The sequence below is a fragment of the Arcobacter denitrificans (SeqCode) genome (assembly GCF_048571185.1).
Taxonomy (GTDB): domain Bacteria; phylum Campylobacterota; class Campylobacteria; order Campylobacterales; family Arcobacteraceae; genus Arcobacter; species Arcobacter denitrificans.
Map to the genome: position 1 here is coordinate 1 of NZ_CP182350.1, position 24653 is coordinate 24653.

Genomic DNA, 24653 nt, shown 5'->3' on the forward strand with positions numbered 1-24653 from the left:
TTGCGGAAGCAGGATTTGAACCTACGACCTTCGGGTTATGAGCCCGACGAGCTACCGAACTGCTCTATTCCGCGATTATTAGATGGATGGGGTAGCAGGATTCGAACCTGCGAATATCGGCACCAAAAGCCGAGGCCTTACCGCTTGGCGATACCCCAATGTTTAATCGTCGAATTATAGTAAAAAAATCATTTTCTGTCAAGATACTTTATATTTAATTTTGTATATTTTGATATAATAAATTTAAATATTAAAACAGTTAAAAGAGATTTATAATGTCAGCAATTAAAAGAGTACAAGAAGCTATAGAAGAGATAAGAAAAGGTAACATGGTAATCATGTTAGATGACGAGGATAGAGAAAATGAGGGTGATTTAGTTTATGCTGCAGCCCTATCAACTTCCCAAAAAGTTAATTTCATGGCAAGCCATGCAAAAGGACTAATTTGTGTATCAGTTACAAAAAATACTGCAAATAGATTAGAACTAAACCCTATGGTTGCTTCAAATACATCATCATATGAAACAGCATTTACAATTTCAGTTGATGCTGCAAGTGCAAGTACTGGAATTAGTGCAGGGGAAAGAGATGATACTATTAGAATCTTAGCAAATCCAGTAAGTAATACAAAAGAGTTAGTTAAACCTGGGCATATTTTCCCACTTATTGCAAAAGATGGAGGAGTATTAGTTAGAACTGGACATACAGAAGGTTCTATTGACTTATGTAAATTAGCAGGATTCAATGGTGAAGCAGTCATTTGTGAAATAATGAAAGAAGATGGAACAATGGCTAGACGTGATGATTTAGACATTTTTGCTCAAAAATATGATATGAAACAAATATATATATCCGATTTAGTAGAGTATAGACTATCACATGAGATATTAGTAGAAGAAGTATCTTCATCAAATATAGAGTTCTTTGGAAAAAGTGTCATAAAAAAAGAGTTTAAAGATCATTTGGACAATATTCATACAGCTATTATATTTGGCGACTTTGAAGAGACTACTCATGTAAAGTTCCATACAGTAATACCTGATATAAAACTATTTCTAAATGACAATAAGATAAACTCAATGTTAAAATCAATTAATTTCCTACAAGCAAAAAATGGTATTTTGATTTTTCTTGATGAAAATATGAAGCATTTAGAGTCAAGGAAAGATTATGGTATTGGAGCACAGATACTAAATCTATTTGATATAAAGAAAATAAAACTTTTAACAAGTGGAGGAAAACACTCTTTTGTTGGATTGACAGGTTTTGGACTTGAAATAATAGAAGAGATTCAAATAGAGGGATAAAAGTAGGGGAGTTAGCTTATCTTACTCCCGTTGCTATTTTGACTATATCAATTGATTTTTTAATTTTTTCAATCTCTTTAAAAGCCACTTCTTTATTTTCTTTATAATATAAAGATGATTCTATAGTATTTATTTTATCTTCAAGTCTAGAAATTGCAGCTTTACGAAGATCTTCATCTTCTATATTTAAGTATTTCATTGGATTTTGATTTGATATTCTTTTTAATCTATGAGAAAAAAGATACTTATTATCAGGATTTACATCTAAAAACTTGCAAATTTCATTATAAACTTCATCATTTGATGATTCAAATTTTTTATAAATAACTCCAGCATAATCATTCAAAAACTTATCATAATTATTATAGTCTATAAGAAACTCTTTTATTATTTCTTTATCTAAACTATCTTTTTCAATATCAAATTCTTTTTCAAACATATGAATAACACAAAAATATGCTATTTTTGAACAACTGTTTTCAATATTTTTTAAAAACTCTTGTATTTTCATAACTTCCCTTAAATAAAAAAAGGGGTGAATAAATTCACCCCTTTTTTATAATACCAATTATCACTTAGTAAAGTTGCGGACCAGCACCTGTAAAGTCATAGTCACTCTCTAATGTCAAATATTTTTTAAAGTTTTTAACATACATAGAAGCAAGTTTTTTTGTTGTTTCATCATATGCTTCTGTATCTTCCCAAGTATTTCTTGGATTTAATACTTTTGTTTCTACACCATCAAGTGTTTTTGGAATAGATAAGTTAAATATTGGAAGAGTTTCAAATTCACTGTTATTAATTGAGCCATCTAAAATACCATTAATACAAGCTCTAGTATTTTTAATACTCATTCTAGTACCAATACCATAAGGACCACCAGTCCATCCTGTATTTACTAGATAAACATTTACTTGATGTTCATCGATTTTATCTCCTAGAAGTGCAGCATAAATAGTTGGATTTAATGGTAGAAATGCTTCACCAAAACATGAACTAAATGTTGCAACAGGCTCTGTAATACCTCTTTCAGTACCTGCAACCTTTGCTGTATATCCGCTCAAAAAGTAGTACATTGCTTGTTGTTTAGTAAGTTTTGCAACTGGAGGTAAAACTCCAAACGCATCTGCACATAAGAAAATAATATTCTTTGGATGTCCACCTTTCATATCAGGTGTATGATTTTCAATATGACTCAAAGGATAAGAAACTCTTGTATTTTCAGTTTTACTTCCATCTTCAAAATCTACTACACCGTTATCATCATATACAACATTTTCTAATATTGCACCTTTTTTAATAGCACCGTAAATTTCTGGCTCATGTTCTGCTGATAAATTGATTACTTTAGCATAACATCCACCTTCAAAGTTGAAAACTCCACTATCATCCCAACCATGTTCATCATCACCGATTAAAGCTCTTTTAGGGTCAGTTGAAAGTGTTGTTTTTCCTGTTCCACTTAAACCAAAGAATAATGCTGTATCCCCATCTTCACCAATATTTGCAGAACAATGCATTGGAAGTTTTTTCTCTAATGGAAGCCAATAATTCATCATAGAAAAAAGACCTTTTTTCATCTCACCAGCATACCAAGTACCACCAATAATAGCGATATTTTCCTCTACATTAAAAACCACAAAAACTTCAGAATGAAGTTCATGGCTTACATAAGATTTATCTATTGTTTTACAAGCATTATACACAGTAAATTGAGGAGTAAATTCATTTAATTCTGACTCTTCAGGCATAATAAACATATTTTGAATAAAGTTTGCTTGCCATGCAATTTCTGTAATGAATCTTGCTGATCTTCTTGAGTCAGCAGATGCTCCACAATATACATCAGTAACAAATAAATCTTTATTACTCAATTGTTTTTTAGCTGTTTTTAACAAGTCATCATAAACATCTCTTGTTACTGCTCTATTTATATCACCCCAAGCTATATATTTGTTTGAAGGATCTTGATTTACAAAAAATTTATCTTTTGGACTTCTACCAGTAAAAATACCAGTATCTATCATTAAAGCACCAGTTGAAGATATTTTTGCACCTTCATTTTTTACTGCATGATCAATTAATAAATCTACATCACTATTTCTGTATACAGTTTGAACGTTTTCTAAACCTAATTGGCTCTTAATATCAGACATTATTCTTTTTTTCCTAATAAATTAAAATATTGATAATAGTACACCGGCGGCCACTGCGGACCCAATAACACCAGCAACATTTGGACCCATCGCATGCATTAACAATACATTTGATTTGTCATATTCTTGACCAACTTTACTAACAACTCTAGCTGCCATTGGCACAGCACTTACACCTGCAGCTCCAATCAACGGATTAATTTGATTATCTTCTGAGCTAACTTTATTCATAACTTTAGCCATAATAACACCTGCTGCAGTACCTGCAGAAAATGCTAATAATCCAATAACCATAATTCCTAATGTATCTAATACAAGGAATTTATCCGCTGCTAATTTTGAACCAACTCCTAAACCTAAGAAGATAGTTACAATATTGATTAAAGAATTTTGCATTGTATCAGAAAGTCTCTCAACAACTCCTGATTGTTTTAAGAAATTCCCAAATGCAAAGGCTCCAATAAGAGGAGTTGACTCTGGTAATAATATAATAGCCATCATTAAAATAAGTATTGGTAAGAAAAGTTTTTCTAGTTTATGTACTTTTCTTAATTTAGGCATTTTAATTCTTCTCTCTGCTTCTGATGTTAAAGCTTTCATAATAGGAGGTTGAATTACTGGCACAAGTGCCATATATGAATAAGCTGCAACAGCAATTGCCCCTAGTAATTCAGGAGCAAGTCTATTAGCAATAAAGATTGATGTTGGACCATCTGCACCACCAATAATAGAAATAGCAGAAGCACTTTGTAAATCAAAACCAATAGCAACAGCACCAACAAGAGAACCAAAGATTCCAAATTGTGCTGCACCACCAAGAAGAGCTGCTTTTGGATTAGCTAAAAGGGGAGTAAAGTCTGTCATTGCACCTACACCCATAAAAATAAGTAAAGGGAAGAATCCATTTGCAATTCCCATATTATAAATAATCCCAAGCATCCCATTTTCTCCACCAATACCAGCAAGTGGAATATTTGCTAATAATCCACCAAATGCAATTGGAAGTAAAAGCAATGGCTCAAAACCTTTTGCTATTGCTAAATAAAATAGAACAAAACATACAGTAAACATAATCAATCTACCAAAGGTTTGTTCAAATGTTGTCATCGGTCTAGCATCTTCAGCATGAGCTTCTGAAGTCATTACATCATCACTTGGATTTAAAAAAGAGTTAATTCCTGTCGTTCTATAAAATGACTCAACCAACTCATTTAAAGTTTTTGCTTTATATTCATGTTTTACTTCTTCAACTTTTACATTTTCATGAGTAGTACTAGAAGCAAAAGCATTAATGCTAAACATACATAAAAATGAAATTAGCAAAGAAGCGATTAATTTTTTATTCATAAATTTCTCCAATTTAACTATTAACCAATTACGGCAATTACTTGCCCTTCTTCAACTGCTTCACTTTGCTTAACTAGGAAAGACTTAATAGTACCATCAGCTGGTGCTTCAACATCAATTTCCATTTTCATAGCTTCTAAAATAGCAATAACTTCACCTTTTGCAACTTTATCACCAACATTTTTAGTTATTTTCCAAACATTTCCACTAACCGTTGCTCCAACTTCAACACCTTCACCACTTACTGGTGCTGCAGGTTCTGCTGATGTTTGCACTGGTGTAACTTGAATATCTGCATTTCCTTCAGCTACTGTTACATTAAATTTTTGCCCATCTACCACTACTGTATAGTTTCCAGTTGCATTACTCATAACTTTATCTTCTCCTAATTTACAATCTTTATCATCTTCACAAATATCTGTATTAGTTTTTCTAACACTTAAAGGACTATTTCCTTTTAAAAATGAAATACCTTTTTCATCACAAGCTGCTGCTATAAAGATATTTTCATCACTTATTTCAACACCTTCTTCTGTTAATCTGTTTTCCCAGTATTTCATAGTTTTCTTTTCATCTCTATCTGAAATATCTAAAGGGTTTTCTTTAGTTGGCTCTAATTTTAACTTCTCAGAAGCAAGGGCAACAATTTCAGAGTCAGGTTCAACTGGAGTTTTACCAAAGTATCCAAGTACCATTTTCCCATAACCTGGAGCTATTTGTTTCCATGGTCCAAACATAACATTTGCATATGCTTGTTGCCAATAAAATTGAGAAACAGGAGTTACTGATGTACCGTATCCACCTTTTTCCACAACTTCTCTCATAGCTTTTATAACTTCTGGGAACTTATGTAAAGTGCCATTGTCTCTCATCATTTGAGTATTTGCAGTCAATGCACCACCTGGCATTGGTGAGAAAGGAATTAAAGGTGAAACTTGTGTAGCTTCAGGTGGCATGAAATAGTCTTTTAAACAATCATTTAAAACTTCTTCGTATTTTAAGATTTTATCTATTTCTAAACCACCAAGGTCATAATTCATTCCCTTAACAGCATGCATCATAGTTAGAATATCAGGTTGACTAGTACCACCGGATACTGGACTTGCTGCTAAATCAATACCATCAGCACCTGCATCAAGTGCGGCTAAATAACAAGCAATACTAACCCCAGCAGTTTCATGAGTATGAAGTCTAATATGTGTATCATTTCCTACAAGTTTTCTTGCCATTTTAATAGTATCAAATATTTTTTGTGGAGAAGAAGTTCCTGAAGCATCTTTAAAACAGATTGAATCATAAGGAACTCCACTATCTAAGATTTGTCTTAGTGTTTTTTCATAAAAAGGTACATCATGTGCTCCTGTACAGCCTGGAGGTAAATCCATAAGTGTAACAACAACTTCATGATTTAAACCATATTTTTTAATACATTCAGCAGAATATTCAAGATTTTGAACATCATTTAAAGCATCAAAGTTTCTAATTGTCGTAGTTCCATGTTTTGCAAACATTTTTGCATGTAAATCAATAAGATCTCTTGAACCTGTATCTAACATAACAGTATTAATACCACGGGCTAGAGTTTGTAAGTTTGCATCAGGACCAACAATTTCTCTAAACTTGTCCATCATATCAAATGCATTTTCTTGTAAATAGAAGAATAAAGATTGAAATCTAGCTCCTCCACCAAACTCAAAGTGATTTATACCTGCCTCTTTTGCAGCTTCAACAGCTGGAAAAAAGTCATTCATTAAAACACGTCCACCAAAAACTGATTGGAAACCATCCCTAAAAGTGGTATCCATTATATCAATATATTTTTTTGACATTAAAATTAACCTTTTTGATTATTGTGATGTTGAATAACTGCAGAAATTGCAGCAATCTTTTTAGCAGTATCAGATGTTGCAACACTAGGTTGAACTTTTTTTGCAGTCTTAATATTGTCTTTTTCAGGAAAAAATTTCCCAATAAGCGCTGCTTGAGCTTTTAGAGCAAAAACCATGATAATAAGGAAAGAGAAAACGATTCCCATACCCAAAACCATAAATTTAAATGCTTCCATGACTAAGTTTGTTTCCATATATTTCTCCGTCAAAACACCGAATTCAAACTCAATTTTATAGTAATTTTCCTTTGTTAAAATTAATTTTACTAATATTTTTTATAAAATTTTGAAATTTACATTTTTTGTACATATTTACAATATTTTATTACCATATTTGTATAATAAATAGTCTATTTTTTTAATAGCTCTTGATATTGATGATTTTGTATCTATAATGATTGTTTGCATGGTCTTCTCCTAAATAATATTTCAAATTTTAGTATTTTTTTGAAAAAGTATTGAAAAATATTTCATTTTGTAATATAATTACAAAAAAGGAGATAAAATGTTACTTGTAAATGAGATAATTGAGCGCCTGAAAGATGTTTTAAGTACTGATGGTATCAAAGGCAAGATTTTTGATAAAGATGTTGCTGATGCTTTAAGTCTAACTCAAGCAAACTTTGCAACTATGAAAAATAGAAGTAAAATACCTTTTTCAAATATATTAGATTTTTGTGCCATTAAGAAAATCTCTATAAATTGGCTTTTATATAATCAAAATCCTGGTTCACTAGTTGACTCGACAGATAAGTATTGGATTAAATATTTTCCTGAAATTTCTGTTAGTGCAGGTGGGGGTGCTTATGATAGTGAAGATAACTATGAGAAACTAGAAGTACCACCTTATTTTATTAATATGTTAGGCGGTGAACAAAATCTAAAAAATATTGAAGCTATTAATGTAATAGGTGATTCTATGGAGCCTACCTTAAACTCAAATAATATTATATTTGTGGATAAATCAATAAAAAATGGATTTAGAGATGGGATATATGCCTTTACTACAAATCATGGACTTTTTGTAAAGAGAATGCAAAAAAGAGTTGATGGAAAACTTGATATTATTTCAGATAATAAAGATTATCCTGTACAAGTTATGGCTAGTGATGAACTCCAAGTTTTAGGAAAAGTTGTAGGCTCTTTTGGAATGGTGTTTTAAAAGAGCTCCGAAGTTTCATTTGATGATAGTTTTAATGTATCTTCAATTTTAGATTTATCATAACCTATAATATAAAGTGCATTGAAATATTCGTTTTTTAGAACCTTCTTCAAGTTCCCTATATCTTCTAATATAATTTGTTGTTGATTGAAGTTTTCTATAAATAAAGGAGTTATAAATATAGTTTTGCCATATTTATATTTCTCTTCTAAATATTTTATTTCGTCTAATATTAATTCTAAGTTTTTTTGACAGATTATAACTTTATTACTTCTTCCAAAATCAATAATATTTAAATACTTATCTACAAATATTGGCTTAAAATGGTTAAGCTTCATAAGTTTTTGTAAATCTAATTCTAAATTAAAAAAGTTATAAACATCTAAAAATTGATTTATATATAAAGATGATAGCTTTAATTTATGAAAAAATATTTCTTTATATGAAAATGAAGTTTCAAATAAAGAGTGTTCTATTAGGTTGTTTATTTTGTACGTTTGTTTAGAAAAAGGTTTATAGTTTGGGTATATACTCTTAATAAGCTCTTCATTTGAACAAATAAATATCTCATCTTCATTTATATTTTCAATAATTTTTACGCAAGACTCTAAGTTTGAAAAAATCATTTTTATTTTTTTATTCAGAGCCTTGTATATATTTATCAAATCAAAAGTAACTTTATCACAATAATAAACTTCTAAATTAAAAGTTGAAAACTTAAATCTAAATAACTTAATAAGAGTTTCTTCAAGTGAATTAACCCTTATCCATGCTATTTCATTATCTAAAACCTCTATTTCAAAGTCATGAACTATTGCAAAGGCTCCATTTTTTATGGCAGTTTGAGTATCTTTTATATTTTTAGCTAAATATAAATCACCTTCTATGACTTTTTTTGCATCAGTTTTAATATTATATATAAAAGAGACAGATGGAGAGTTTTGTAACTTCCCATCTATAATATCAATGACAGAAGAAATATTCACAATATTTCTTAAGAGATTTTCGTTCCAGAAACTTTTGGTTTTTCAGGACGAACAAGATTTAAACCATTTTCATCACGAGCAGCTAGAAGCATACCTTCACTAATCATTCCCATAAGTTTCGCTGGTTTTAGGTTTGCCACAACACAAGCTTGTGTTCCAACAAGCTCTTGGGCAGAATAAGACTCTTTTATACCAGCTAGTATTTGTCTATTTCTTCCTTCTCCTAAATCAACTTGAAGTTTTAATAGTTTTTTTGATTTTGGAACTTCTTCGGCCTCTACAATTGTACCAATTCTTAAAGTTGTTTCAAAAAACTTGTCAATTGTAATTAAATTATCTTCTTCAACTATCTCTTCAGTTTTTTCAACTTCTTTTTTTACTGGTTGTGTACTTACAGTTGCTGGTGAAGCTTGTTCCAGTAAAATCTCTTCAATTCTTGGAAATAGTTGTTCTATTTTTGTAATAGTAACATCAGGAAGTAACTCTTTGTTTATAACTATATTTGTAAAGTTTTCACTATTTATTTCTAAACCAATTGATTGAGCAATTTTAGAAATCTTTTCTGGCATTACAGAATCTAAAAGTAGGGCAACTCGTGCCATAATATTTGTGATTAAAGCTACTAAAGCCATAGCTTCATCAACTTTTTCTTCTTTCATTTTAGTCCATGGCTCATAATCACCAATGGCTTTATTTGCAATTGTTAATACTTTCCAAATCTCTTCAAGATATCTATTTAACTGCATATTATAAACATAGTTTTCAACACCATCTAAAATCTCATTTACTTCATCTAACTCTTTTTTATGAAATTTTGCTACATCTTTTGAAGTAACTTTGTATTCAAAGTATTTTCCACTCATTCCAATGATTCTATTAAGTAAGTTTCCTAAATCATTTCCTAAATCAGAATTAATTCTATCCATTAAGGCTTTTTGAGAAAAATCTCCATCTTGTCCAAATGGAACTTCTCTAAGCATAAAATACCTAAAAGCATCAAGACCATAAGCATCCGCTACTTCTTTAGGGTTTACTACATTTCCTTTTGATTTAGACATTTTATCGCCATCTCTTGTCCACCAACCATGAGCTGCTATATGTTTTGGCAATGGTAAGTCTAAAGACATTAAAAAAGCTGGCCAATAAATGGCATGAAATCTTAAAATATCTTTTCCAACCAAATGAACATTTGCAGGCCAAAACTCCATGTTTTTATCATCTGTTCCATATCCTAATGCAGTAATATAATTCATAAGAGCATCTAACCATACATACATTACATGTTTTGGTTCATTTAATGATTCTGGCAATTTTACACCCCAATCAAATGATGTTCTTGAAATAGATAAATCTCTTAATCCACTTTTTACAAAATTGATAATTTCATTCTTTTTAGAACGAGGTAAAATACAGTCAGGATTCTCTTCATACCATTTTAGCAGTTTATCTTCATAGGCAGATAATTTAAAGAAATAACTCTCTTCTTTTACTATATTTGTAGGTTTTCCACAGTCTGGGCAAAACTCATTTTCAATTAGTTGTTTTTCAGTAAAGAATGTCTCACATGATACACAATAATATCCTTCATATTCACCCTTGTAAATGTCACCTTTGTTATACATTTTTTCAAAAGCAAATTGAACGCCAGTTTTATGCTCTTCATCAGTTGTTCTTATAAACTTATCATATGTAATATCAAAATCATCCCATAAGGCTTTAAACTTACCAGAAACTTCATCTGCGTACTCTTTAGAAGTTTTACCTCTAATTTTTGCACTCTCTTCGATTTTTTGTCCATGTTCATCAGTACCAGTAAGAAGAAAAGTTTTTCTACCAGTTAATCTTGAGTATCTAGCCAACATATCTGCAATAATAGTAGTATACGCATGTCCTATATGCGCAACATCATTCACATAATAAATTGGAGTAGTAATATAAACATTTTTATGACAATTCATTTTTTACCTTTAATTAAAATTCAAATCCACCTGTAGAACCTTTGTTCATAGATTCATACACGGCAATAACATATTTTTTTCTTATTTCACAATCAAAAAACTTCTCACAAGGAGTACAAGAATCCAAGTTGTAAGATTTTTGGCACTCATTTAATCCAATGATTTGTTCTTCTAACGCATCATCCCATTGGCTTTTGTTTTGATTATTTTCCATTTTCACTATAAACTTTTAAAACTCTATTTATCTCTTCATTTGAACCAAAGAAACAAGGAGTTGTATCATGTATATGAGTAGTAGGAACTTCTAGAACTCTCTGAAGTCCATCAACTGCTCCACCACCTGCTTTTTCGTAAGTAAGTGCGAAAGGAAATACTTCAAAAAGCTGTCTTAACTTTCCCTTAGGTTTATCAGTAGTTCCTGGGTATGAGAATAAACCTCCACCTTTAAGAAGTATTTGATGAAGATCAGGAACCATTCCACCACTGTATCTTAATCTATAACCATCATTGAAGATATCATCAATGAGCTGTTTATGAAAAGGTGCCCAACAGTTCTGAGTAGAACCAGGAGCATTTAATTTTCCTTTTTCATTTAATTTAATATCTTGAATAAATTTAAATTTATTATTTAGTAATCTATACATTTTTACATCATCTGTTGTAACTACCATTTCAACTCTAGGTCCAAATACTACATAAACAGAAGCTATAATATTAGCAGCATTGAATTCATTTTCATAAATACCAAAAATAGAACCAACTGATAAGTTTACATCAACTAAAGAAGAACCATCTAAGGGATCATAAGCAATTAAATACTTTCCATCATCATGAAGATTTACAATGCTTTCTTGTTCTTCACTAACTATTGCTTTTATTGATTTTACTTTTGCAAATATCTCTTCAATAATCACATCACTTTGTATATCAAGTTTTAGTTGTGTATCCCCAGTTGAATTTTCTTGTTCACTTTTTCCAGTATCACCTGTTTCTATTAAGTGTTTAATCTTTACAGCTGACTCTTTTATGGCATCAAATATTTCATTCATTATTTTACTCTTTTCGCATTTTCTTCAATCCATTTGATTATCTCTTCTGGATTATTTAAATCTAATCTTTTCATTCCTTCTGGAATATCACTTATACTTTCATCTGTTGCAATAACGTCAGTTAGTTCAAAATATGATTCTTCAATTCTATCTCTAAAGACTGCAATTCTAGGTAGTGGTAAGGTCTTAAGACCTTCTACTAAGAGATAATCAAACTCTCCAAACATATCTATTATCTCTTCTATAGAAGATGTTTCTTGTTTAAACATAGTAGTTCTTGTGGGTCCCACTACAGCTACATCTGCTCCTGTTTGAAAAAATTTAAAAGAATCTTTTCCTTCCCTATCAAAGCTAGCTTTATCTTTAGGGTCATGCTTTACAATACAAACTTTATAGCCCATATCTTGTAGGATACTAGATACTTTTACTACTAAGGTAGTTTTTCCACTATTTGAAGGTCCTGTAAATGCAACAGCTAAATATTTTTTTGTATTTAATTTCATTTGGGGATTTTATCTAAATGATGGTTAAAGTATCTTTAGTGTAAAATCACCAAATTATTATACAAATATGGAGATTCTATGAACAAATTTTTATCAATTATTTTATTTACTTTTTTACTTTTATTGAGTGGCTGTAGCTCTTACTCTATAACTAAATATTTTGATAAAGATAACTTTTATTTAAATGCTTTACAATATACAAAAAAAGCTGATATAGTTAAAGATGAAGAAGTAGCTGCGATATTTACGGCAACTTATTTAAATGAAGTTGAAGAAAAGTATGATGATAGTTATGAAAACTTTATAGTTTCTGTTTATGTTGCAAATAATAAAAAAAGTGAAACACCAAACATAACTATAGATAAACAAAGTTATACGCAAGAAGAATTAGAAGATGAAAAAAACTATGAAAAAAGTTATATAGAGATGAAAGAGATAGAAAAAGAGTCAAAACTAATAGAATCTATACCTCTTAAAAATCCATGGGCAAAATATTATTTAATCAAATTTGATAAAAGTGAAGATTTAGAAAATTTTCTATTAAGATATAGACTTAATCAAGATTTGAAAGCTGAAATAAGTTTTTAAAAAACTCTTCTAAACTTATTTCTTTTTTGTCAATTATTTTTGTATAGATTATATAATTATAAATAAACTCTTTTGCACTTTCATTCCCAAAAAGCTCTAGACTAAGGTAAGGTTCGTATCTATTTTTAATCCTAAATAAGTCAAATTTTAATCTATCCTTTAAATAATCTACATCATAAATATAAGCATAAAACTGCATTAAAGCATGAGGAAATTCTGCTTTTACTTCATCTAAAATATAAGAATAATAAAGAATATTTATCCTTGGAATTAACAGTTCATCTCTTTTTGCATCAAGATTATTAAATATAGATATCACATCAGCTTTTTTTAGATTTATTTGCATTAAACCTAAATCAAACTCTAAAGAGATTTTATTTTCATCAAAAAAACTTAGGGTTTTGGCATATGAGTTAATGAGTATTTTTTTCTCATTTGAACACTTTTCTAAAAAGTCATATTTTAAGATCTTAAAACTATCATCTATTTGAATAACCTTTTTTGAGAGTTGTTTTATATATAAGGTATAAATATTTGAATTTGTAGATTCTTTTAAAGAGGTCAAACTAATAGAATCATTATTTAATAAATAAAGCCAAAAGTTAACTTTGTCTTTTTCATATTGTACCCTTGCTTTTGAGAGTGCATTTTGAAGGTATTTTGTCGTTTGATCATCAAGTTTTTTGTTTAAAACTCTATTTAAAGCCAAGTTAAATGAAATATTGTAATTAGAATTAGAATCATCATAGTCTAAAAAACTTGATTGTAAAAAATTAAGTTTTGGATTAGAAATAATTAAAGACAAAAACTTTTCAAATCTTTTGTCATCTTCTAATTTTTGGATAGTTTTATTAGGTAGTCTATAGTTTAACTTATCATATAAAAAACTATTTGTTGCATTTAAATATAAATCATAAATTATATCTTTTGATGATGAAACAAGTTTTGTAAAGGGAATAGGGGAGTTTATGATTTTTAGCTCTTTTGCTAAAAGAGGATAGTTGTCCTCAAGCTTTAATATAATTGAATTAAGTTCCAAAGGAGTTAATGTTAATGCTTTTTTTAAATCAAGTCCTGCTGCAATACAATCACTATTTGTAGATACTAAGCTCTTTGCACTTGCATTCATACATTGCAAGACAGCTAAAGTCTCATCATAGTCAATCTTTTTTGCATATTCATCAAAAATAATTTTATTTACATTAGAAATATTTTCTAATATTGAGATGGTATTTTCATATGATTTTTGACTATTTTCTAATTTAATAAAATAGTCAAAATCTTTTTTTAATAAGTTTTCATCGGAAAATAAAAAAGTTGTGAGAAGAAAAGAAAGTACTAAAAACTTTAATCTCATCCTAATCTACTTACATACCCATAAATAATCTTCCTAAAAATGTTTCTAGGAAAATAAGTACTAAAATCAAAATCATAGGAGCTAAATCCATACCACCAAAAACAGTAGGGATATATCTTCTTATAAGTGCATATGCTGGCTCTGTTAGTCTATATAACATTTGAACAATAGGATTATAAGGGTCAGGTCTAACCCAAGAAATAAGTGCAGAAATAATTACAACCCATTTATATAAAAATATAACACTCATAACAACTGTGGCAATTGAGCCTATCAATGCATCTGTCATTTTACAATTTCTCCTAAATAATTTTTAATAAGTGGGTAAATATCTGATAAATCAGGACCTTTATTCTCACCAGTTAAAACATATCTTAAAGGTTTACATAAAGCTTCATCTTCTAAGCCCGTATTGTTTGAAATATAGATTTTAAACTCAGCAAAGTCTTCAATAAAAGGTGCACTTATTAAACACTCTTTTATTTTTTTATATTCTTTCTCAAACTCCTTAGGAGAAGTTTTTGAACTAAAAATCATATCTATTTTTGTTTTTAACTCTTTTATTGTACTAGCTTCTTCTAAATAGAGTTTTCCTAACTTTCCAATGTCACTGTCAGCAAAACCTAATATTTTAGATAATCTCATTTCCTCAATCTCTTCTAAATGTTTTTTATTAATAAATCTCAATTTATCTATATCAAACTTACTAGTAGAATTTGATATCTTTTTAATATCAAACCACTCAATTGCTTCTTCTATAGTAAAAATTTCACTAGATGTTTCATTTCCCAATAATACTAAATAATTGGCAATAGCACTTGGTAAAAACCCTTCATTAATAAGCCACTTTATACTACTCTTTTCTTCAGTCAAATCACTTATAATTGCTGGAACATGTATATAGTCTATGTTTTTAGTATAATTAAGTGTATTTCTTACATGAATTTGTTTTGGAGTATTTAAAATATCTTCTTGGGTACGAAGGATTGTTGATATATCATAAAGCATATCATCTACCGCACTAGCATAATTACTTGTAGGTGTTTTGTCATGTTTTAATATAAAAAAAGAATCTATTTCCCATGGTTCATATGAAGAATCACCCTTTAATAAATCTACAAACTTTATAACTTCTTCTGGTTTTTTAATTCTAACAGTAAAAGGTGCATTACAGTTTATAACAGTCTCGTCTGATAGAGTTTCACAAAAGCCATCATAGACATATGCTTTGCCGTCTTTTTTTGCTTTATCTTTTATTTCTTTTAACTTTTCATCAGAACAAAAACATGCAAATGCTTTTTTTTGACCCATAAGTTGCATAGCCATTTTTTGATGATATTTTAAATTCTCACTTTGATATACAACTGCTTTATATTCAATTGAAAATAAAGTTAAGAGTTCTAGTATCTCTTTATCTTTTCCTTCAATATTTTTGTCTTTTTCAGAATCATCTATTCTTATTAAAAGTTCTTCATTTAATTGTTTTGAAACAATATAATTAAATAAAGCAAGTCTAATATCTTCTATATCCATATCTTTTGTTGGACTTGGTGCAAATCTTAACAATCTATTTCCTTACTATTGAAAATGATAAGTTTTTTATTTCATTATGAGATTTAATATACTCATTAATCTCTTTCAATGTTAATTTTTCTATTTTTTCTAACTCATTTTTTGAATAATCTTGTTCTAAACCTCTATAATAAAGGGTAAAAGCACGGTTCAATCTTTGACTTAGTGTTTCAACTCTTAATGGCTCACTTCCTGTTAAAAAGTTTTTTGCAGCTTTTAATTCATCTTTTGTAATGCCATTTTTTACAAAATCATTAACTATTTTAACAACTAACTCTTTAGCACTATCAGCTGATTCATTTTTAGTTTGTAAATATCCTGTAAAATAAGAGTGAGACTTATTAATTGAAATTTGTCCATATGCACTATAGGCTAAACCTCTTTTTACACGTATCTCTTCCATAAGTCTAGAACCAAAACCACTTCCGCCAAGCACAAATGAAGCAACCTTTGCAATATAATTATTCTCATCATTTACTTTTGTATTAAAAGGACTTCCAAAATAGATATATGCCTGTTGAGTATCTTTTATTAACTTTTTTACTATCTTTTCATTTGAAGCTTCGACATTTATAATTTTTGACTCTTTTCCTTTTGGTAAAATTGTCAAAATAGGTTCAAGTTTAGTTTTCATATCTTTTAATTTTATATCACCACCAACTACAATAATTAGGTTTTCTAAAACTAAAGTTGAGTCAATAAACTCTTTAATATCATCTAATGAGATTTCTGATATAGATTCAATTGTCCCATTTGATGGCTTTTCTAATACAGTATCTTTAAAAAGTATTTTATTTAATTCATTTCTAGATACATAGTCATAATCATTTTCTTTTCTTTTTAAAGAACCTGTTAATATGGTTTTTATTTTTTCTAACGTTTCAGCTTTATAATTAGGTGATTTTAGTAATTGGGCTAATAGTTCTAAAGAATCACTGTAAACATCTTTTATTGATGATAATTCAATAACAAAAGTCTCAAAACCATGAGATACACTTAAAGTAATCGCTAAATTTTCTAATTTTTGAGCAAATCTTGTACTTCCATCTTTTAGTGTACCTTCATTTAAAAGCCTAGAAGATAAAGTTGCTAGTCCATTTTTATCTTTATCTTTTATTGAACCACTGTTTTTAAAAACTAATTGTAAATTAAATGTAGGTAATGAGTGTTGTTCTTCAATAACTACTGGTATATTTGTATCTTTTATTTTAATATGCTCAATTTGGGCACCCATTAAAAATCCTTGTATTAAAATTATGATTAATAATATATTTTTCATATTAGAACTAAAACCTTTCTAATATCTCATATGCAGTATTTCTTTTTGCTGGATTCTCTCCAACATCACGTATTAATTGAATCATTTCATCTTGATTCATGCAGTTTGTAGCACCTGCAGCTGCTACAACATTTTCTTCCATCATTGTGCTTCCAAGATCATTTGCTCCAAATTTAAGTGCCATTTGACCTATATAACTTCCTTGTGTTACCCAAGAGCTTTGAATATTTTTAAAATTATCTAAAAATAGTCTTGAAACTGCTAAAAGTCTTAAATATCTATTTGAAGACTGTGGTTTTATATCTGGTAACTCTTCTATAAGCTTTGTATTTCCACTTTGAAAAGACCACATAATAAATGCTCTAAATCCACCAGTCTCATCTTGTAACTGTCTAATTAAATCCCAATGTTCAATAATCTCTTCATTGGTTTCAACTGTTCCAAACATCATAGTTGCAGTTGTTTTCATGCCAATTGAGTGGGCAAGTCTATGCACTTCTAACCATTGGCTTGCATCAATTTTTTTAGGGGCAATAATATCTCTTACTCTATCACTTAGTATTTCAGCACCAGCTCCAGGAATAGAACTTAATCCCTTTGCTTGCAACCTCTTTAAAACTTCAAGTATTGTTATTTTTGATACTTTTGCAATATATACTATTTCAATAGCAGAAAAAGAGTGCAAGGTGATTTGAGGAAATTTTGTATGAATATGCTCAACCAAATCTTCATAATAATCAATTTTTAGCTTTGGATGAACTCCTCCTTGCATAAGGATTTGAGTACCACCAATAGCAAGTAATTCTTCAATCTTTTCATCTATTTCACCATGTGATAAAACGTATGAATCACCATCTCTTCCATGTCTATAAAAAGCACAGAACTTACAATCTACCCAACAAACATTTGTATAGTTTATATTTCTATCCACTACAAAAGATGTTATTTTTTCAGGGTGTAACTCAGATTTTCTTTTTGTAGCCATTTCCCCTAACTCAACTAAAGAGGCGCTTTGAATTAAATCCAATGCCTTTTCTTTAGTAAGTCTATTTGTTATACTCATTTTTTTAACCATTTTTTACTCTTTTATTTTTTAAAAAGATGACCCTAAAGCAAATTCAAATGACGATGTTTTATCACCTGCTTCATCATCTAATGCTTGAGAGAAAATAAATTGAAGTGGTCCAAATGGGGAAACCCATTCTAATAAAGCACCGGTACCACTTCGTTGAATTTCGGACATAGAATCTTTTCCAATCATTCCATAGTCATAAAAGACTCCCCATCTCATTTTTGATTTGGGTACCAAGGGAAATGACAACTCTATACTATTTGTAAACATTTGTTTATATACTGTTTTATTTCTTAAACTATCATCTGGACCAAAGGCATAAGATTCATATCCTCTTAAAGATTTTGATCCACCCATATAAAGAGAATCTCCCCTTGTAAGTTTTCCATTATCAACTAAAAAGTTTAAGTTTGCTCTATATCTAAAAATCCAATCACTATCAATAGAATCTTCTAATGAGTGGAAATATTTAAAGTTTGTTAAACTTTTCATATATTTAGAATCGCCACCAACACCTGCATACTCTAACGAAGTTCCTGCTTTTATACCATTTCTTGGTAACATATAATCATCTGTATTATTAAAATTAATATAGGGAGTAATTGAACTTGTAATATAATCTTGATTGTATGTTGAAAGAAGTGGTGTATTTGTACTTGTATCCGTGTCTGTATAATTTTCTTCAATCATATCAAATCTATATTTTGCACCAGCATATAAATTTCTTACAATCTCTCTTCCTGCTGAAACTGAAAAACCATTTGATACTTTTGATAGTTCATACGCACCATCAGTTGTTCCAGAGTAGTCAATTTCATCTTCTCTATTATGAACTTCAACAGTTCCATTATATTTACTATCATAAATTGCTGGATTTGTTAATGATAAAGAATAGTTTTGATTCTTTTCAGAAAAATCTATATTTACTCCAACTCCTAAACCTGAACCAAATACATTTTTTTCATTAATTCCTGCACTTATCATTAAACCATCATAAGAACCATATCCACCTCCTAAGCTAATAGTACCTGTTGGAGCTTCTTTAACTTTTACAATTAAATCCATAGTCTCTTCTGAAACTCTTTTTTGCTCAATTGTTACATCATCAAAGTATCCAGTTCTTTTTAATTTATTTCTTGAATCTTCAAAATCAGTTAGACTAAATAAATCACCATGTGCTAAATATACATCTCTTCTAATAACCCTATCTAATGTTCTATGATTACCAGATATAATCACATCATTAATGTAAACTTTTTTACCAGGAATTATATTAAAAACAATATCAGCAGTTCCGTTTTCTTCATCTTTTTTTATATCATATACAACTTGATTAAAAGCATAGCCTAAATCTGCAACTTTTGTTTTTAAGAACTCTTGATCTTCTCTAAGCTTTTCAATATTAAATATATCATCTTTTGAAAGTTTTAGTTCACTATATAAACTCTCTGGGTCAATAATCGAAGCATCAACATAAATTTTGATATCATTTGTTTTGTATTGTTGACCTTCTGATATAAAAAAGTCTAATACAGCATCATTAGAAGCAAAGTTAATCTTTAAAAATGGATCTTTAATAACAGAATCTAAATAACCTTGTTTAAAGTATTGGTCTCTTATTCTTGGTCCATCAATTTCTAATTGCTCTAAGTTAACCTCTCCACTGTTTTGTCCAAACCACCATGAAATGAAATCTTTTTCATTATTTACAGTTACATCTTCAAAGTCACCTGCATCTAAATTGTCTGAACCATAATAATTTACTTTTTTGATAATAATTTCATCACCAACATTAACATTAAAAGTAACAGCAACAGCATCTTGACCTAAATTTTCTATTTCCACTTCAACAACAGAATTAACATAACCTTCTCGTTCTAAGTTTTTCAACAAAATTTCTTTTGCTTGTTTAATTTTTGAGGTTGTGTACATATTTCCTTTTTTTATACCCATCATTGAGGATAAGGCCTCTTTATCTTCATCTCTACTTTTATAGTTGTTTATTTCTATATTTGCAATTGAAGGTTTTTCTATAAATATAAATTCCAAATTTCCATCTTCGTTATTAACAGAGATATCATCAAAATACCCAAACTTATAAAACTTTTTAATTGCACTGTTTATTGATTTATTATTAATTTCATCACCAACTCTAAGTTCTGTTGTTTCATCAGCAATGTCTTGAGAGATTTTTGATAAATTTACATATTTTATAGACTGTATTTCTTGCGCATGTAGAAATGTAGCAAGTACTAAAGAGGTATATAAAGCAGATTTTTTCACGTTAATCCTTATAGCTATTCTTATTAAAGTAGTTAATATAACTAAATAAAGTTTATAGGATGGTTAAGATATAATCTTTTTTTATATTATTTAATAAAGGGTGAAATAGTGAATATAGGAATTGTGGGATTAGGGCTTATGGGTGGTTCTATTGCTAAAGCTGTCAAAAAATATGCAATTGCAAAGAATGTATATGGATATGCAAGAAATGAACAAACAGCAAAAGAGATTGAAGAGTTAAATTTAGTTGATAAACTTATGAGTTTAGATGAACTAAAGAAGAACTCAGATGTAATCATTTTAGCTATTCCTGTTGATTCAATTATTTCAATGTTTGATGATTTAAAAGATGTTTCACAAAATACCACTATTATGGACTTAGGCTCAACAAAAGAGTTTATAGTTAAAAATATACCAAATGAAATTAGAAAAAACTTTATAGCAGCTCATCCTATGACTGGAACAGAAAAATTTGGTCCAAAGTCTGCAATGGATGGACTATATGAAGGGAAAACTGTTGTTTTGTGTGACTTAGAAGATAATGAGGAACTTCATAAAAATAGAGCAATTAAAATATTTCAAGATATAGGAATGAGACTTGTTTTTATGAAAGCAAGTGAACATGATATTCACGCATGTTATATGTCACATTTACCACATGCTATTTCATACTCTTTAGCAAATACTGTAATGAATCATGAAGACCCAAGATCAATTATAGCCTTAGCTGCTGGGGGATTTAAAGATATGAGTAGAATAGCAAAATCAAGCCCTAGTATGTGGATAGATATTTTTAAGCAAAATAGAGAAAACCTTTTGGACTCAATTGATTTATTTGAAGTTCATATGAAAAAAGTTAGAGAAATGGTTGAAAATGAAGAGTATGAAGAACTAGATAAATGGATGAAAAAAGCAAATAGCTTGCATGAGATACTTTAAAGTATCTCAACACTATTTATAGCTTCTTGTACTTGAATAGCTTGAAAGTGTTCCTTTACATCATGACATCTTACAATAGAAGCCCCATTTTTTATTGACTCTAAATGAATTGCCAAAGTCCCAGGAAGTCTCTCTTGGGGTGAAGATTCAACAATACTATTTATCATAGATTTTCTACTTGCTGCTATTAATAGTTCAAACCCAAAATGACTAAAATAACCTAGGTTTTTAATAAGTGTTAAATTATGCTCTAGATTTTTCCCAAAACCAATGCCTACGTCTAAAATGATGTCATTTATTCCAAAGCTTTTAGCTTTTTCTACTCTTTCTTTAAAAAATTTATCAATATCAAAAACTACATTTTCATATTGTGGGCTTTGTTGCATATTTTGTGGATTATTTTGCATATGCATAATCACAACTTGAGCATCATACTTTGAAGCCACTTTACAAACTGCATCATTTTCTAAGCCTGTAATATCATTAACTATACTAAAACCTTTACTTAAAGCATAATCTAAGACTTTTGCTGCATAAGAGTCCAAAGAAAATCTTACATTTTCATATAGCTTTTCTTCATATATTAAGTCAATAATTGGTTTAACTCTACTAAGTTCTTCTTCTTCTGATACAGCAAGGCTTCCAGGACGACTTGAAACTCCCCCTAAGTCTATAATATCTGCACCATCATTAATCATTTGTTCTATTTTTAAAACTGCACTTGAGCCATAGAATCTGCTATTTTTGAAAAATGAATCTTCATTGGCATTTATAATGCCCATAATTTTTGTTTTATTGTTTTTCATAAAGTTTTATCTATGCTTTCTATGAATAACAGTTAAAAGTAGGGTAGTTAAAATATGAATGGGTCTTGAGTTCAACTCTAAGAGCTTTATAGCATTTGAAAATGCATCCAACTCTTTTTTTGTAAGTTTTATTTTTTGAGAATTAATTTTAAATAAAATTGACTCTATAATTGCTTTTGATTCTTTTTTTCCAATTTTTTGATTATCTTTTAAAAATTGATACAAACTTTTTAAATCCATTCTAAAAAAGTCAAAATCTACATCAACTCTTTCAATTCTCTTTTTCAAATATTTATGTGGCATACGAGAAAGAATAGTTGGTAAGATATTTGATTTTGAAGTTGTGACAATTATAAATACAATATTTTTAGGTGGTTCTTCCAAAACTTTTAATAAAGAGTTTTGAGCCTCTATTCTAAAACTACTACCACAAAGAATTATATATTTTGTTTCATTTGATGAAATATAAGCTTCTTTTATCGTCTGTTGAGCTTGTGCAGTTAAAAAATCATCTTTTTCTTCATTTCTTACAACTCTATAACTATGTAATGGTAAAGTTGGAATTAAGTCTTTTAACGTTTCATCTATATTATTAACAATAAGTATTGTTGAACTATTATTCTCAATCAAGATTAACTCTCAACATTTATCTCTGCAAAAAGTGCTGCACTTAATGTCTTATTATATAATCTAAACATTTGTAATAGTTTCATATCAAGGGCTATATCGCTACTTTTTAAGTTAAAAGCATCTTGTTTTTCTTCATCCAGTAGCCAAAGAAATGAGTACTTAGAAACTTTAGGAATAAAAGCTCTTGAATCTTGACTTCTACCTATATACCAAAAACAATAACCATTTGGAAAAGAGATATTTAACATATCTTTTAGATAACTTACATCATCTTCACTTTGAACATTATCTAGTAGTTTATAAAATGATTTAAAGTCATAAAAAGGTAAATAGGGTCTATTTAAACTTTTTTTATTGATATTTGTAAGTATATACTCTAAAAACCAATTTCTTTCGTCATCACTTATAATAATAACAGAACATCCCTTATCTAAAATACTACTTATTGATTTTGAGACTAAAGGAGTCCATTCATATTTTTTTTCTTCTAACCAAGGAGACAATAACTTATCATCTCTTATCGTATCAACCGTCCAGTTTAAAAATTCTTGCACTTCTATTTATCCAAGTCATATGCATCATGTAAAGCACGAACTGCTAATTCTGCATATTTTTCTTCAACAATCATTGATATTTTTATTTCACTTGTTGAAATAATTCTAATGTTGATATTTTCATTTGCAAGAGCTGTAAATGCTTTTGACGCAACACCAGTATGGGATTTCATACCAACACCAACAATAGAAACTTTACAAATCTTTTCATTATAATCTACATTTTCAACTTCATCTTTAAAGTTTACCATTACATTTTTACAAACTTCCCAATCAGTTGTTGGAATTGTAAAGTCTAAAGCTGTTTTACCATCTACTGCAACTGTTTGAACAATCATATCAACATTGATATTAGCATCAGCAAGAGCTGTAAAAATAGAAGAAGCAATCCCCGGTCTATCAACAACTCCATACATTCCCACTCTAACTTGGTTTTTATCCAAAGCAATTCCACTTACTATTGGCTGTTCCATAATATTCTCTTCCTTTGTTATTAAAGTACCTTCAACATCAGGTGTAAAGCTACTTCTTGATACTAAATTTACATTTAATTTTTTTGCCATCTCAACAGATCTATTTTGTAATACCTTAGCTCCTAAAGAAGCCAATTCTAACATCTCATCATAAGATATCTTTTCTAGCTTTTTAGCTTTTGGCTCAATTCGTGGGTCTGTTGTATAAATACCATCTACATCTGTATATATTTCACAAAAGTCCGCCTTGATTGCTCCTGCGATTGCAACAGCTGTTAAATCAGAGCCACCTCGTCCTAGTGTAGTTACTTTACCTTTTTGAGTAACACCTTGAAAACCAGCAACAACAATTATTTTACCATCTGCTATTGCATTTTGCATATTTGTTGTATCTATATGCTCAATTCTAGCTTTAGTATGCTTTTCATCAGTTATTATACCAGCTTCTCCTCCACTCATTGAAACAGTGTTATATCCAGCTTCATTTAAAGCAATTGAAAGAAGAGCAGATGTAACTCTCTCTCCAGAGCTTAATAACATATCAATTTCACAAGGAGCTGGTTTTTTAGAATAACTTTGGGCATATTCGATTAATTTGTTAGTTTCTCCACTCATTGCAGAAACTACAGCAATGACATCATGACCTTCATTTTTGATTTTTTTTATAATAGTTGCTACATTTTGAATTCTATCTAGAGTACCTACACTAGTACCACCAAACTTTAATACTTTTAACATTTAACT

Annotated in this window: 24 protein-coding genes and 2 tRNA genes; 4 read left to right on the plus strand and 22 right to left on the minus strand. The window is 29.3% G+C overall.

The annotated features are described in order from the left end of the window. A tRNA-Met gene (locus tag ACNI28_RS00005) sits at positions 1 to 74 on the minus strand. A 9-nt stretch (positions 75 to 83) separates the two neighbouring features. Further along, positions 84 to 158: transfer RNA gene (locus ACNI28_RS00010), tRNA-Gln, on the minus strand. A 117-nt stretch (positions 159 to 275) separates the two neighbouring features. On the opposite strand from ACNI28_RS00010, the gene ACNI28_RS00015 reads away from it, so the two are divergent. Further along, complete coding sequence (locus tag ACNI28_RS00015) at positions 276 to 1307, plus strand: bifunctional 3,4-dihydroxy-2-butanone 4-phosphate synthase/GTP cyclohydrolase II (RefSeq protein WP_419764770.1); 1032 nt, start codon at positions 276 to 278, stop codon at positions 1305 to 1307. 16 nt (positions 1308 to 1323) lie between these two features. Here the strand turns inward: ACNI28_RS00015 and ACNI28_RS00020 are convergent, their stop codons facing one another. The 5 genes from ACNI28_RS00020 to ACNI28_RS00040 all read right to left on the minus strand — a co-directional run bounded on the left by ACNI28_RS00020 (position 1324) and on the right by ACNI28_RS00040 (position 6893). Further along, on the minus strand, positions 1324 to 1818 hold the full coding sequence (locus ACNI28_RS00020; protein ID WP_419764771.1) for a hypothetical protein: 495 nt from the start codon (positions 1816 to 1818) through the stop codon (positions 1324 to 1326). Between the two features lie 64 nt (positions 1819 to 1882). Further along, a complete protein-coding gene (gene pckA / locus ACNI28_RS00025; RefSeq protein ID WP_419764772.1) occupies positions 1883 to 3463 on the minus strand; it encodes a phosphoenolpyruvate carboxykinase (ATP) in 1581 nt (526 codons plus the stop codon). A gap of 21 nt (positions 3464 to 3484) precedes the next feature. Beyond that, positions 3485 to 4810: a sodium ion-translocating decarboxylase subunit beta gene (locus ACNI28_RS00030; protein WP_419764773.1), complete on the minus strand. Its 1326-nt coding sequence runs from the start codon at positions 4808 to 4810 to the stop codon at positions 3485 to 3487. 20 nt (positions 4811 to 4830) lie between these two features. Then, positions 4831 to 6639: a biotin/lipoyl-containing protein gene (locus ACNI28_RS00035; protein ID WP_419764774.1), complete on the minus strand. Its 1809-nt coding sequence runs from the start codon at positions 6637 to 6639 to the stop codon at positions 4831 to 4833. Between the two features lie 5 nt (positions 6640 to 6644). Beyond that, a complete protein-coding gene (locus tag ACNI28_RS00040; RefSeq protein ID WP_419764775.1) occupies positions 6645 to 6893 on the minus strand; it encodes an OadG family protein in 249 nt (82 codons plus the stop codon). A gap of 310 nt (positions 6894 to 7203) precedes the next feature. Between ACNI28_RS00040 and ACNI28_RS00045 the strand changes: the two genes are divergently transcribed. Then, on the plus strand, positions 7204 to 7860 hold the full coding sequence (locus ACNI28_RS00045; protein ID WP_419764776.1) for a S24 family peptidase: 657 nt from the start codon (positions 7204 to 7206) through the stop codon (positions 7858 to 7860). On the opposite strand, the gene ACNI28_RS00050 is transcribed toward ACNI28_RS00045, so the two are convergent. Genes ACNI28_RS00050 through mobB form a run of 5 tightly spaced genes read right to left on the minus strand, consistent with a single transcriptional unit; the run spans position 7857 to position 12356 of the window. Continuing rightward, a complete protein-coding gene (locus tag ACNI28_RS00050; protein ID WP_419764778.1) occupies positions 7857 to 8846 on the minus strand; it encodes a peptidoglycan synthetase in 990 nt (329 codons plus the stop codon). The two genes, ACNI28_RS00045 and ACNI28_RS00050, sit on opposite strands and share 4 nt — an antisense overlap. 8 nt (positions 8847 to 8854) lie before the next feature. Continuing rightward, the gene (metG, locus tag ACNI28_RS00055; RefSeq protein WP_419764779.1) at positions 8855 to 10804 is read right to left on the minus strand and encodes a methionine--tRNA ligase; all 1950 of its coding nucleotides are present in this window, start codon (positions 10802 to 10804) and stop codon (positions 8855 to 8857) included. A 13-nt stretch (positions 10805 to 10817) separates the two neighbouring features. Next, positions 10818 to 11018, minus strand: a complete 201-nt coding sequence (locus ACNI28_RS00060; protein ID WP_419764780.1) for a hypothetical protein — start codon at positions 11016 to 11018, stop codon at positions 10818 to 10820. Beyond that, a complete protein-coding gene (locus tag ACNI28_RS00065; RefSeq protein ID WP_419764781.1) occupies positions 11008 to 11853 on the minus strand; it encodes a class 1 fructose-bisphosphatase in 846 nt (281 codons plus the stop codon). Before ACNI28_RS00065 ends, ACNI28_RS00060 begins: the two co-directional genes overlap by 11 nt. Then, positions 11853 to 12356 (minus strand): molybdopterin-guanine dinucleotide biosynthesis protein B, encoded by a 504-nt coding sequence (mobB, locus tag ACNI28_RS00070; protein ID WP_419764782.1) that lies wholly within the window; start codon positions 12354 to 12356, stop codon positions 11853 to 11855. Before mobB ends, ACNI28_RS00065 begins: the two co-directional genes overlap by 1 nt. Before the next feature lie 78 nt (positions 12357 to 12434). Here mobB and ACNI28_RS00075 point away from each other — a divergent pair, with 78 nt between their 5' ends. After that, positions 12435 to 12944 carry a hypothetical protein gene (locus ACNI28_RS00075; protein ID WP_419764783.1) on the plus strand — a complete coding sequence of 170 codons (510 nt, stop codon included), beginning with the start codon at positions 12435 to 12437 and terminating at the stop codon, positions 12942 to 12944. Here the strand turns inward: ACNI28_RS00075 and ACNI28_RS00080 are convergent. The 6 genes from ACNI28_RS00080 to bamA are packed head-to-tail and all read right to left on the minus strand — an operon-like array spanning position 12910 to position 20507. Next, the gene (locus ACNI28_RS00080) at positions 12910 to 14301 is read right to left on the minus strand and encodes a transglycosylase SLT domain-containing protein (protein WP_419764784.1); all 1392 of its coding nucleotides are present in this window, start codon (positions 14299 to 14301) and stop codon (positions 12910 to 12912) included. The genes ACNI28_RS00075 and ACNI28_RS00080 overlap by 35 nt on opposite strands. Positions 14302 to 14311: 10 nt before the next feature. After that, positions 14312 to 14590 carry a YggT family protein gene (locus ACNI28_RS00085; RefSeq protein ID WP_298750751.1) on the minus strand — a complete coding sequence of 93 codons (279 nt, stop codon included), beginning with the start codon at positions 14588 to 14590 and terminating at the stop codon, positions 14312 to 14314. Then, positions 14587 to 15867, minus strand: coding sequence for a glutamate--tRNA ligase (gltX, locus tag ACNI28_RS00090; protein WP_419764785.1), 1281 nt, complete (start codon positions 15865 to 15867; stop codon positions 14587 to 14589). Before gltX ends, ACNI28_RS00085 begins: the two co-directional genes overlap by 4 nt. A 1-nt stretch (position 15868) precedes the next feature. Then, positions 15869 to 17107 (minus strand): M16 family metallopeptidase, encoded by a 1239-nt coding sequence (locus ACNI28_RS00095; protein WP_419764787.1) that lies wholly within the window; start codon positions 17105 to 17107, stop codon positions 15869 to 15871. A gap of 52 nt (positions 17108 to 17159) precedes the next feature. Next, entirely contained in the window at positions 17160 to 18227 is a 1068-nt protein-coding gene (locus ACNI28_RS00100) for a dehypoxanthine futalosine cyclase (RefSeq protein WP_419764788.1), read from the minus strand. An 18-nt stretch (positions 18228 to 18245) separates the two neighbouring features. Then, complete coding sequence (gene bamA, locus ACNI28_RS00105; RefSeq protein WP_419764789.1) at positions 18246 to 20507, minus strand: outer membrane protein assembly factor BamA; 2262 nt, start codon at positions 20505 to 20507, stop codon at positions 18246 to 18248. A 108-nt stretch (positions 20508 to 20615) separates the two neighbouring features. Between bamA and ACNI28_RS00110 the strand changes: the two genes are divergently transcribed. Beyond that, complete coding sequence (locus ACNI28_RS00110; protein WP_419764790.1) at positions 20616 to 21446, plus strand: prephenate dehydrogenase; 831 nt, start codon at positions 20616 to 20618, stop codon at positions 21444 to 21446. Here ACNI28_RS00110 and folP read toward each other — a convergent pair. From folP to ACNI28_RS00130, 4 genes are read right to left on the minus strand one after another with little or no spacing between them, the layout of a single operon-like run. Continuing rightward, positions 21443 to 22252, minus strand: coding sequence for a dihydropteroate synthase (gene folP / locus ACNI28_RS00115; protein ID WP_419764791.1), 810 nt, complete (start codon positions 22250 to 22252; stop codon positions 21443 to 21445). The genes ACNI28_RS00110 and folP overlap by 4 nt on opposite strands. Before the next feature lie 6 nt (positions 22253 to 22258). Then, entirely contained in the window at positions 22259 to 22882 is a 624-nt protein-coding gene (locus ACNI28_RS00120; RefSeq protein WP_419764792.1) for a DNA polymerase III subunit delta', read from the minus strand. A gap of 2 nt (positions 22883 to 22884) precedes the next feature. Beyond that, a complete protein-coding gene (locus tag ACNI28_RS00125) occupies positions 22885 to 23436 on the minus strand; it encodes a HobA family DNA replication regulator (RefSeq protein WP_419764793.1) in 552 nt (183 codons plus the stop codon). 2 nt (positions 23437 to 23438) lie between these two features. Further along, positions 23439 to 24647 (minus strand): aspartate kinase, encoded by a 1209-nt coding sequence (locus ACNI28_RS00130; RefSeq protein WP_419764794.1) that lies wholly within the window; start codon positions 24645 to 24647, stop codon positions 23439 to 23441. Between the last annotated feature and the right edge of the window lie 6 nt (positions 24648 to 24653).